The sequence below is a fragment of the Capnocytophaga catalasegens genome, from assembly GCF_026005215.1.
Taxonomy (GTDB): Bacteria; Bacteroidota; Bacteroidia; order Flavobacteriales; family Flavobacteriaceae; genus Capnocytophaga; species Capnocytophaga catalasegens.
In genome coordinates this window covers 1-9844 of record NZ_BPMA01000029.1, presented here as the reverse complement: position 1 = coordinate 9844, position 9844 = coordinate 1, and the positions used below count along the sequence as shown (strand labels likewise).

The following is a 9844-nucleotide window of genomic DNA, read 5'->3' as shown; positions in this document are numbered from 1 at the left end:
TTGAAATGGGTGCATATTGTTATCAGTAATGCCAAGCGGAATTTATTATGTAACTATCACAAAATCAAACGGAAGTATTTACAATTATACTTAGACGAATTTGTTTACAAGCTCAATCGTCGTTACTTTGCAGAGCATTTATTTAACAGATTGGTTTTAGCCAATATTACAGCTTATGAGTGATTACGGATATACAATTAATTTTTTAAATATTTTAAATTATGTTGAAATCAGCAAAAAATGAAGCAACCATCGTGAACAATAGTAGCGAGGCAGTGCAAACAGAAAAATTCATTGAAAGTACGGACAAGGCGTGCCTTGTCCGTACAGAAGAGGCACGTAAACGTTACTTAACAAGTTTGCGTGAGGCGTACGCCCAAAAGTTATTTTCTAAATTTATGAATGAGCTTTCAGCTTTTTATTTTTTCAAAATTTCTTACAAAAATATTTGGTAGTTTTAATTTTATTCTTACCTTTGCGGCGTTCCAACAAGAGCAGTACTTGTTTAAAACTGCAAAATATTATTTAATAATATATCCGTGAAGGTGTAGAGTATCAGTAATGATATTCGGCAAATGCGTAAGCTCTTGTTGGAACAACACCCACTCACGGATTTTTTAATTTTTATAAGTTATGTTCCAACAAGAAAAAAAAATCGGGAAAATGTTAGAAATTGCCATAATGGCAAAACCTTACTTTCAATTGGTATGGGCTGAGGAGATTGCTACCAGCTCCACAGACAACCGAGCTGCAATGGTAGATACGTACGTGCATTACAATGCTATTTTGACTAAGTTCATATACTACGCCAATGTAATTTCTATGAACTTGGAAAGCACTCCACTCACTAATGAGGAACTTGCTGATTTGATAGATGCTTTGGCTGACACCACGGTTTTTGTTACCGAAAAATCAGTATGTGAGCAAATACAATGGCTTGTTGAAGAATTGTCTAACCTTAAAACTGCATAAACTATGGCAACTTCTGACAGAAAAACACATACAAGCTCCAAACAAGAAGTGAACAACAGTAATTTCGTGCAAAAAGAACAGCGTAAGCGTTTTTTGCCTTCTGATTTTCAGAGGTTTTTTATTTTTTTTTAAAAATTTCTTTAAAAAAACTTGCGTAATAATAAAAAGATTATTATATTTGCAGTGTTAATTCAAAATAAGAAAATATGCTAACACGAGAACAGAAAAAGCGAAAGGCAGAACTGAAAAAAGAGTTGAATTTCTTTTTAGATAACTATAAAGAAATCAGTACAAGAGGCAAACAAATAAAAGATTATTTTGATACCAAAATTGAGGAAATCATACAAGAACTCAAAGAATTAGGAAAGTAAAACAACGAAGGGTGTAAAAAGCCCTTCTCAAAAAAAAGGATATGAAAACAAAAATACAGGAGTTAAAACAACAATATGTGAAAGCTAAAACAGAAGCTGAAAGAGAGCAAATAAACGCTCAAATTAGCCAATTAGCCTCTGAAAATGAACAGGAATTTATCGAAGCAATGAAATACTCCATTGAGGATACGCTCGAAAAAGCAAAGGAATTGTCTGTAAAAGCTCGGCTTAATGAGGTGCTTCCTATTTTGCCGTTGTCGTACATTGCCGAGCAGTATTTCCAAAAATCCAAAAGTTGGTTTTATCAGCGACTCAACGGAAATATCGTCAATGGAAGCCCTGCACAATTCACGCAAGAAGAAATAAAAACGCTAAATTTTGCCCTGCAAGATTTGAGCAAAAAATTAGGCTCAATAAGTTTATAACTTATTTTGAATTAACACCCAATCCCCAAGCGTGAGCCTCGTTTGGGGATTTTTTATCCTTGAAAATCAAATGTTTAAACAAAAATATTAAAAATTTCTCAAAAAAAACTTGCGTATAACAAAAATGTTATATATCTTTGCAGTATGAATTCGAGTTCATTAATCAAGTTGGTTGAAGACGATGGTTGGTTTTGGGTAAGAACAACAGGTAGCCACCATCACTTCAAACACCCAACGAAAAAGGGATTAGTTACCATCCCACATCCTAAAAAAGATGTGCCGATAAAAACCCAAAACTCAATCCTGAAACAGGCGGGGCTAAAATAAGCCCCCCTGTTTGATTAATGAAAAATAAATTATGAATTATGAAAGAAATAGAGATTTTTGTAGAGAAACACACAGATGGTACTTATTGGGGAACAACTCAAAATTTTGTAGGTGTTGTATGTTCTTGTGGCGACACAATGGAAGAGTTGCAACATAATTTAGAAGAAGCCTTTGCCGATAATATCGCCATCGCAAAGGATTTGGGCGAAGATTATGCCAATGATTACGATGATGTTTCATTCGTTTACAAAATGGACTTATCTTCATTTTTTGCACTGATTCCAGAGATTAAAATCTCGTCAATTGCAAAAAAAGCGGGATTAAACGCATCATTGGTAAGGCAATATAAAAACGGAATTGCTACAGCATCGCAAGAACAAACCTTGAAGATACAAAATGCCGTTCATTTGTTAGGAAGAGAATTGCTTTCGGCTCGTTTTTAATCGCTACTTTAAGTAGAATCATTTTAACACCCCAAAACCCTCTGTAAGTCAGAGGGTTTATTTTTTTTAGAAAATTTTTGCAAAAAAACTTGCATAATTAAAAAAGTCGTTATATCTTTGCAGTGTTATCAACTCGTGCAGGTTTTTGTGTCTGTATATTAAATAAAAATATTATAAACTTACAGGCGTAAGGGTGTAGCTATATAGTAATATATAGCAAATTCGTAACACGAGTTGATAACAGCACCTACTTACGCCTTTTTTAATTTTTTAAATTATGTTATCAACTCAAAAAAGCAACCAAGAAGCGAACAACAGTACCTTCGTGCAAAAAGAACAGCGTAAGCATTTTTTAGAAGCCGTCCGTAGAGAATTTGCCAAAGCATTATATGCTAAACTTCTAAAAAAGTACCCCGGCAGGTTATCAATGAAAACTGTTAAAGGCGTATGGCATTTGACTTTTTCGTACAAAAATGAAAAAATCAAGGCGCAAGGCAAAACCCTTGCTCACGCACTTATCAATTTAGTTGCCAAAAGTACCCACTCCTTCGCAGAGCAGTCTGTTCCCCTTCGGGGGATAGGGGGAATTGTTTCACTTCAAAAATCACTGCCTTATGAAAACAAGTGAGCAAATGCCTCGTCCATTGAGTCAAAAGTTTGGACAAAAATTATCTTTTTGGCTTAACATAATAATTTCTGATATAATTTCTGATGAAGACTTTAAAGAAAAGATTTTTGACATTATAGAATTAAGCTATATAGGTGATAACTGTTTTACTGAAGAAAATAACAAATTAATAGCTCAAATGCTATCTAAAATACTTTCGTTGGCTTTTATTTTAGAAAAAAACCAACAGGAAATAGAAGACTTTTTCGAAGATTACAATTAAAAAACAAAACCAATTAAGGGCAGTAAAATGAAATGTACAAAAACAGATAAAACAAAAAAGCCCGAAAAAGCCTTTAAAATAAAGGAATTACACAAAAAAAGCCCGATTTTTTAGGTAAAATGAAATGTACAATTACCGTAATTATGCGTATTTTTACCGAAAGATTTTAAAGCAAAAAAAGCGCTTATTAAACCCTTACCGTAATTTAACCCTTTAAAATGTACCAAACTCCTTATAAAATAGCCCTTTTGGGGCTTTTTTTATGCCCTAAAACTACTTCTTCGAACTCCCTAAAAATAACCTTTTTGCTGATGCCCATAAAATAGTAACTAACCACCCGAAAAAGCCCATTTTTAAAGTTGCATATGCAGTTGGGTACGCAAACTTGTATATTTTTACACACGAGTTAAGCCATATTTTTACACGAAAACAAGGAGAATGGCATATATTTGCTTTGAGTTTGACCCATTTTGCAAGTTCTTAAATTATGTATATTATTGATTTTTAACAACTTAACGTAAAAACATTAAAAAAACATATATATTACGCAGTATATTTACTCATTATTATGTGTGATGCACTGCATAACAAACCCACAAGCAGGACAATAATTAACGAGTGGATGGTTGTGTTGGCTGGCTTGGTTGAATGGCACGCACACTTTGAGGTGATGACGACTTTAACGCCTGTATCTCAGCCTTTAAGCGCTCATTCTCAGCTTGTAACAAGGCTTTATTTTCCTCTAATAAAGCGTTGTTTTTCTCCAACATTGCTACATATTTATCATTATTAGGAGTAACAACCTCTTTTTTTGCCTCACTTTTTAGCATTTCGCCTTTACCTGTTATGAGCCATTCAGCATTTACATCAACAAATGATGATAAAACAGCGTTTAAAACATCAAAACTTGGCTTACTTTTTCTCCCTGAAACAATATTTGATATTACCTGAGGAGCAAATCCTATCATTTCTGCAAATTTTTTTTGATTTCCAAAACATTGATTTTCAATAAGTTGAAAAAATCTTTCATTTATTTTTGAAAAAAATCATCATTTGTTTGTTTCATATCATCATTTGATTATGTATTTGCACCATCAATTTAAAAGGACAAAGTAATGAAAAAAATACGAGTACACCCAGATTTGAAGAAAGAAATTGCAAAAGAATTTTCTGTAACGATGCAAAGCGTGGATATGAGCCTTAAATATGTATTCAATTCCAAACAGGCAAAAGAGATTCGCCAGCGAGCAAAAGAGTTGTTACAGGCTGAAAGTGAAGATGTTAAAATCAATGTAGAACAAGTAAATCAATAGTTTATGACAAATTTAATAAACACCATCGAACAAACAATGTCAAGTTGGGAAATAGCCCAACTAACAGGAAAACGACACCAACACGTTATTAGGGATATTGAAAATCTAAATGTTGGTTATGAAAAGTTGCAATTACCCAAAATTGGGTTTATGTTCATTTTCAAAGAGTTAAATAATGGAGGAGGTAAGAAAATACGAACCGCACAGCTAACCAAAATGCAAACATTTGACCTACTCACAGGATACAACACAGAACTGCGAATAAAAGTCAATCGTCGTTGGGCAGAATTGGAGGAAAAAATGATTTTGCACATTCCAGCCCCCAAAATCATCAACGGAGTGAAATGTGTGCATTATGTTTCCTTTTTGATACAAAATAAATACTCTTTGATGAGTAGCCGAGTGGCAGAACGCCGAAGAAAGTATCCCGAACATTTTATAAAATACAAAGGCGAATGGTATATGACCGAAGGCATCGCCAATTATTTTCTGAATTACAAAGAAGCAAAGAACAAATTAGCCCAGTTGCCTTTTGTAAATCCGAAACAATTAAAATTATTTGAATAAAAATTAAAAATCAGTAGAAAATGAAAATAAAAATAAAAAAAGGAAAGTTTTACAAGTCGTTAGTAGGTAATGAATACATACGAGTAGATGGCTTTGATGAAGATGAATACCCTTTTGGGGTTATTTTTGAAAGTTCTGATAATTATTTTGCTTTTGCCTCAGATGCGTATCTTGAAATAGCATTTAATATGGTAAGATATAAAGAAACCACTGAGAAAGAATTTTACACCGCTCTTGACCTTGCACGGGAACAATTTATAAGAAGTTTTAAAGCCGTTAAAGGCGGTGTGTTGTAGTCAGTTAGTTTAATTAAGAGCGGAAAAGTTACAGGCTTACGGGCGGTTCGAGGCTGCCTCCGCTGCAAGGCTAAAAAAGGAAGAATAATAAGCTGTTATTTAAGTACGCTGACGGTGGCGACCGTGACGGCTCGGAAAGACGAGCTTTTTTAAAAAGTTTTAATAATCATTTAAAAAGTCCCCTAAAAGCTCCCCTCTCTTTCGGAGAGGGGCTGGGGGTGAGGAAAATACTATGCCTTACTTATGGTTACATAATAAAGTTGCTGTGGAAGTGGAAGAACTTGTTCCAAAGTACTGGAACAAGTTGTCAAGCCTTCAACAAGAAATCCACCGCTACCGAAAAAAGCCCTACGGCATCAAAAAATTGCAGTCGGGAGGCAATGGGCGTAAGTTGTTGATTGATTTTGATACGCTTTCGGCAGAAGTGCAACAGGAACTGGGCGACCCACGCAAGGCGGGGCATTTATTGGAAAAATATTACCAAACGCAGGACGAAACCATACGCTATTATGCCGAGTGGAAACGTGGCGAAAAGCACCTTACGGACGAGGAACAATGGCAGTATGTCATCAACGCCACTACGTGGCAGGCTTTGTTGCAGTTGGAAAACGAAATGCTTCACGTGCGAAAGTCAATGCACAAAAAAAGTCCTACACGAGGATTAGCCAATGATTTGCTCTCGCACGTTCAGAGTTTTAATGATACGCTCCCACCCAGCCGAAAGCACAACTTACCTGCGAGTTTGCCACGATTTAAAGAGGCTTTAAAAGCCTTTAAAACCAATGGACTTTTTAGCGTAATCAAAGACCCGTACGGCAAAGGAAAACAAAACGCCCGCAAGGTAGATGAGCGAGTGTTAATGGTGTTGCAAGGGTTGTTTGTCGGACAGAAACACAAGCCCACGCCTACGGAGATTTATCAGCAGTACGAGGCGTTTTTGTCGGGATATGTTCAGATATATAATGAGGAAACAGGCGAACTATACGAGCCTAAGGAGTTCCCGAAACTCTCAGAAAGTACCGTAACAACGTATTTGATGAATTGGGAAAACAAAATCGCATCGTACAAACTGCGAAGTGGCAACCGTCAAACCTACCAAGGGACCTTAATTCCGCACGGACAAATGGAGCTTCCGAAATATGCAGGTTCGCTCCTTTCTATTGACGACCGCCAACCGCCGTTTTGGTACGAAAAAGGCAAACGGCTTTGGTTTTACATCGGATTGGATGTGGCTTCGGATTGCATTACTTGCTTTGTGTATGGGAAATCAAAAGAGGGGATTATCCTTGAATTTCACCGCCAACTCATTAGAAATTATCACGATTGGGGCGTTTCATTGCCATACGAATTGGAATGCGAAAGCTCACTAAATAGTCAATTTACGGATACGTTCTTAAAAGAGGGTTATATGTTCCAAAACGTGCGAATGGAGGCGAACAACGCACAGGGGAAAATCATCGAAAGGCGGTTCGGACATTTGCGAAATAAAGTCGAAAAGAAAGCCGACGGCTGGATTGCCCGACCACACGCCAAAAGCGAAAGCAACCAAGCGGGCAAAGGCAAAACCGAGATTATTCCTTACAAAGAATTGGTTGAGGCACGTTTGGCAGACTTAGAAGATTGGAATAACGAGCCCAGCCGACAGGATAAAACGGTGAGCCGTTGGGAGTATTTTCTAAACAATCAGAAAAGCGACCTGCCGAAAACCAATTACCGAGCGATTTTGCCCCATTTGGGCTATAAGCAAACAACGAGTTGCCAACGGGGGTACATCAATCTGCAAGGAAAAAAACGAGCCATTGCCGACAACGGGAAAATCCTAACGGGCGATGCCTTAATTGAAAAAATGAAACAGATTGAAGGAAAAGAGTTTGATGTGTTTTGGCTCGACGATAACGAGGGCAATGTACTAAAAGCTATTGTTTATCAAGGCGGCAGATATGTGTGCGAGGTGCAGGAAATGCCAAAGTACCAACGAGCAAAAGCCGAGCAAACCGAGCAGGATTTGATAAACAAAGCCCTACAAGATGCCTACACGATGACCGTAGTGCGATTTGCCGAAAGACAGAGCAAGGCAATAGAAAGCATCGGAATTGTAAATGTAGCCCCAAAACCTGAACGAAAATTTGTGATACCGAATCTTAAACGATTTGAAGGCAATAGGGAACAGGGAAAGTCTGCGACAGCAGAGTATGTGAGCAATAGTGAGGAAATGGAGGTTGAAATCTTAGAAAATGAAGATGATTTCGAGATTATGTACAACCCAAGCACAGGTATAGAACATACTAAAAATTGGAATAAAAAATACGCTATATAAGTCGGTACGACCGACAGCGATTAATTCAATAAGAACCATATAAATAGTTCATATCATGAGATTAGATATATCATTCAAAGAAAAAGTAAGAGCGGCAATCCTTGCCGATAGAGAAAATTACGGCGGTAGTGATGCCGATTACGCCAAACGATTGAACCTCAAATCGGCAATTTTCTCTCGATTGAAAAAAGGGGAAGTGGAAAAAATCATCAGCGACACTCAGTGGCTTGTGATTGCTCATCAGCTGGGGGTGCAAGTGCGTGATAACGCTTGGAAAGTAGCACGCACACAGATTTACACCGAAATTGAGGACAATCTGATGTTTTGTCAGCAGTATAGCAAGGCGATGATTTTGGTAGATGACTGCGGTATCGGAAAAACATTCTGCACCAAGCATATTGTTAGAAAACTGAAAAACGCTTTTTACGTGGATTGCTCACAAGCGAAAACCAAACAGCAATTCATACGCCTTTTGGCAAAGACAATTGGGGTGGATAACACGGGCAAATATGCTGATGTGAAAGCGAGTATTAAAATGTGTTTGATGTATTTAGAACTGCCATTGGTAGTGCTTGATGAGGCAGGTGATTTGGACTACAACGCATTTTTAGAACTGAAAGAGCTTTGGAATGCCACACAGGGCGAATGTGCGTGGTATATGATAGGGGCAGACGGTTTACGTGCCAAAATAGAAAGCGGTATCGCTCATAAAAAGGTAGGTTATGCCGAAATTTTCGACCGATTTTTTGACATCATTAGCCTTGTGCCTACGGGAACGGACGACCGCAAAGCCTTTTATGCTCAACTGCTCAGCGATGTAGCGAGCGTGAATGCGAAAAACCCCGAAGACGTGCAGAAGTTAGTCCGCAAGTGTATGAACCCCAACGGACTGAAAGAAGCTACCCCGTCAGATATGAAAAGACTTAGATATTTAGAAACCTTAATTAAATTATCATAACCAAGTGCGAATAACCCCAATATTCAACGCACGAAGCTCCTCTCCTTGGGAGAGGCGGGGGGGGTGAGGACTAAATGGCACGAATAAAAGGAATATCAGTAGCGAAATTGCTTGAAAAGAAATATAAAACCTTTGATTTTGACGGCGTTTGGCGTGAGGTAATGGGAACACCCGAAGTCAGCGGATTTTGGCTGATTTACGGAGCTGAAAAGCAAGGTAAAACGTGGTTTGCGTTGAAACTCGCTGAATATCTCAGCCAATTTGAGAAAACGCTCTACATCAGTGCTGAGCAGGGTTATAGTTGGGGTTTTCAACAATCGTGTTCGCGTGCGGGGATTGACCCCACGAACCCAAAAATGAAAATCGTTCCGTATGTGAAACTTGACGAATTGGAAAAAACACTCAAACGGCAACGAGCTCCCAAAGTGGTAATAATAGATAATATCACGACATATAATGACGAACTAAAAAACGGCAAACTTCGTAAATTACAAATGAATTATAAGGATACACTTTTTGTTTTTGTTGCTCACGAGGAGAAAAATGAGCCTTATACAGCAATAGCAAAACTCTGCAAAAAGTTAGCCGAAATCATTATCCGAGTGGAAGGGTTGGCGTGCCAAGTTTCGGGGCGATGTCCCAGCGGAGTGCTGACCATTGACGAGGAAAAGGCAATGTTATATCAATCATCAACAATAATAAAACAAATAAACCAATGAAAACAATTCAAGAACAACAGACATTTCGGCACAAGATAGCGTATTTGCTTGGTATGCACTATTTGCAGTACGAGAATTATCGTTTTGAGTATTTTTTAGAATGGTGCCGATGCAAATCAAACCAGATGCACGTGCCGTTTTCAGAATTATCAAAAAATGACCACTTGAAAAATTGGTTTGATAGCCAATGGTTAGTGAAAATTGAAGGAGAAGTTAAACGTAAATACGAGCCTTTGGAAGTGTTGA

At 37.6% G+C, this 9844-nt stretch carries 16 protein-coding genes and 1 pseudogene; 16 read left to right on the top strand and 1 reads right to left on the bottom strand.

Going from position 1 to position 9844, the window contains the following annotated elements:
* The 9 genes from OO775_RS09165 to OO775_RS09125 form a co-directional block, all read left to right on the top strand.
* Nucleotides 1-183 (top strand): transposase (locus tag OO775_RS09165; protein ID WP_264845239.1); only part of this gene is annotated, 183 nt, incomplete at its 5' end.
* Between the two features lie 38 nt (nucleotides 184-221).
* A complete protein-coding gene (locus tag OO775_RS09160; protein WP_264846781.1) occupies nucleotides 222-455 on the top strand; it encodes a hypothetical protein in 234 nt (77 codons plus the stop codon).
* A 208-nt stretch (nucleotides 456-663) separates the two neighbouring features.
* The gene (locus OO775_RS09155; RefSeq protein WP_264846780.1) at nucleotides 664-972 is read left to right on the top strand and encodes a hypothetical protein; all 309 of its coding nucleotides are present in this window, start codon (nucleotides 664-666) and stop codon (nucleotides 970-972) included.
* Between the two features lie 206 nt (nucleotides 973-1178).
* Nucleotides 1179-1343, top strand: a complete 165-nt coding sequence (locus OO775_RS09150; protein ID WP_264846779.1) for a hypothetical protein — start codon at nucleotides 1179-1181, stop codon at nucleotides 1341-1343.
* Nucleotides 1344-1384: 41 nt separating this feature from the next.
* Complete coding sequence (locus tag OO775_RS09145) at nucleotides 1385-1768, top strand: DUF5053 domain-containing protein (protein ID WP_264846778.1); 384 nt, start codon at nucleotides 1385-1387, stop codon at nucleotides 1766-1768.
* A 144-nt stretch (nucleotides 1769-1912) separates the two neighbouring features.
* The gene (locus tag OO775_RS09140) at nucleotides 1913-2095 is read left to right on the top strand and encodes a type II toxin-antitoxin system HicA family toxin (protein ID WP_264846777.1); all 183 of its coding nucleotides are present in this window, start codon (nucleotides 1913-1915) and stop codon (nucleotides 2093-2095) included.
* 38 nt (nucleotides 2096-2133) lie between these two features.
* Nucleotides 2134-2538: a type II toxin-antitoxin system HicB family antitoxin gene (locus tag OO775_RS09135; protein WP_264846776.1), complete on the top strand. Its 405-nt coding sequence runs from the start codon at nucleotides 2134-2136 to the stop codon at nucleotides 2536-2538.
* 277 nt (nucleotides 2539-2815) lie between these two features.
* Nucleotides 2816-3166: a globin family protein gene (locus OO775_RS09130; protein WP_264846775.1), complete on the top strand. Its 351-nt coding sequence runs from the start codon at nucleotides 2816-2818 to the stop codon at nucleotides 3164-3166.
* A complete protein-coding gene (locus tag OO775_RS09125) occupies nucleotides 3153-3428 on the top strand; it encodes a hypothetical protein (protein ID WP_264846774.1) in 276 nt (91 codons plus the stop codon). Before OO775_RS09130 ends, OO775_RS09125 begins: the two co-directional genes overlap by 14 nt.
* A gap of 611 nt (nucleotides 3429-4039) precedes the next feature.
* Here the strand turns inward: OO775_RS09125 and OO775_RS09120 are convergent.
* On the bottom strand, nucleotides 4040-4462 hold the full coding sequence (locus OO775_RS09120; RefSeq protein ID WP_340696715.1) for a helix-turn-helix domain-containing protein: 423 nt from the start codon (nucleotides 4460-4462) through the stop codon (nucleotides 4040-4042).
* A gap of 81 nt (nucleotides 4463-4543) precedes the next feature.
* On the opposite strand from OO775_RS09120, the gene OO775_RS09115 reads away from it, so the two are divergent.
* The 7 genes and pseudogenes from OO775_RS09115 to OO775_RS09085 form a co-directional block, all read left to right on the top strand.
* Nucleotides 4544-4741: a hypothetical protein gene (locus tag OO775_RS09115; RefSeq protein WP_264846773.1), complete on the top strand. Its 198-nt coding sequence runs from the start codon at nucleotides 4544-4546 to the stop codon at nucleotides 4739-4741.
* 3 nt (nucleotides 4742-4744) lie between these two features.
* Nucleotides 4745-5308: a Rha family transcriptional regulator gene (locus tag OO775_RS09110; protein ID WP_264846772.1), complete on the top strand. Its 564-nt coding sequence runs from the start codon at nucleotides 4745-4747 to the stop codon at nucleotides 5306-5308.
* Between the two features lie 20 nt (nucleotides 5309-5328).
* On the top strand, nucleotides 5329-5604 hold the full coding sequence (locus OO775_RS09105; RefSeq protein ID WP_264846771.1) for a hypothetical protein: 276 nt from the start codon (nucleotides 5329-5331) through the stop codon (nucleotides 5602-5604).
* A gap of 232 nt (nucleotides 5605-5836) precedes the next feature.
* A complete protein-coding gene (locus OO775_RS09100; RefSeq protein WP_264846770.1) occupies nucleotides 5837-7921 on the top strand; it encodes a hypothetical protein in 2085 nt (694 codons plus the stop codon).
* A 55-nt stretch (nucleotides 7922-7976) separates the two neighbouring features.
* The gene (locus tag OO775_RS09095; protein WP_264846769.1) at nucleotides 7977-8879 is read left to right on the top strand and encodes an AAA family ATPase; all 903 of its coding nucleotides are present in this window, start codon (nucleotides 7977-7979) and stop codon (nucleotides 8877-8879) included.
* A 74-nt stretch (nucleotides 8880-8953) separates the two neighbouring features.
* Nucleotides 8954-9598: an AAA family ATPase gene (locus tag OO775_RS09090; protein ID WP_264846768.1), complete on the top strand. Its 645-nt coding sequence runs from the start codon at nucleotides 8954-8956 to the stop codon at nucleotides 9596-9598.
* Nucleotides 9595-9844, top strand: a pseudogene (locus OO775_RS09085) (hypothetical protein); the annotation flags it as partial. The gene OO775_RS09090 and the pseudogene OO775_RS09085, both read left to right, overlap by 4 nt.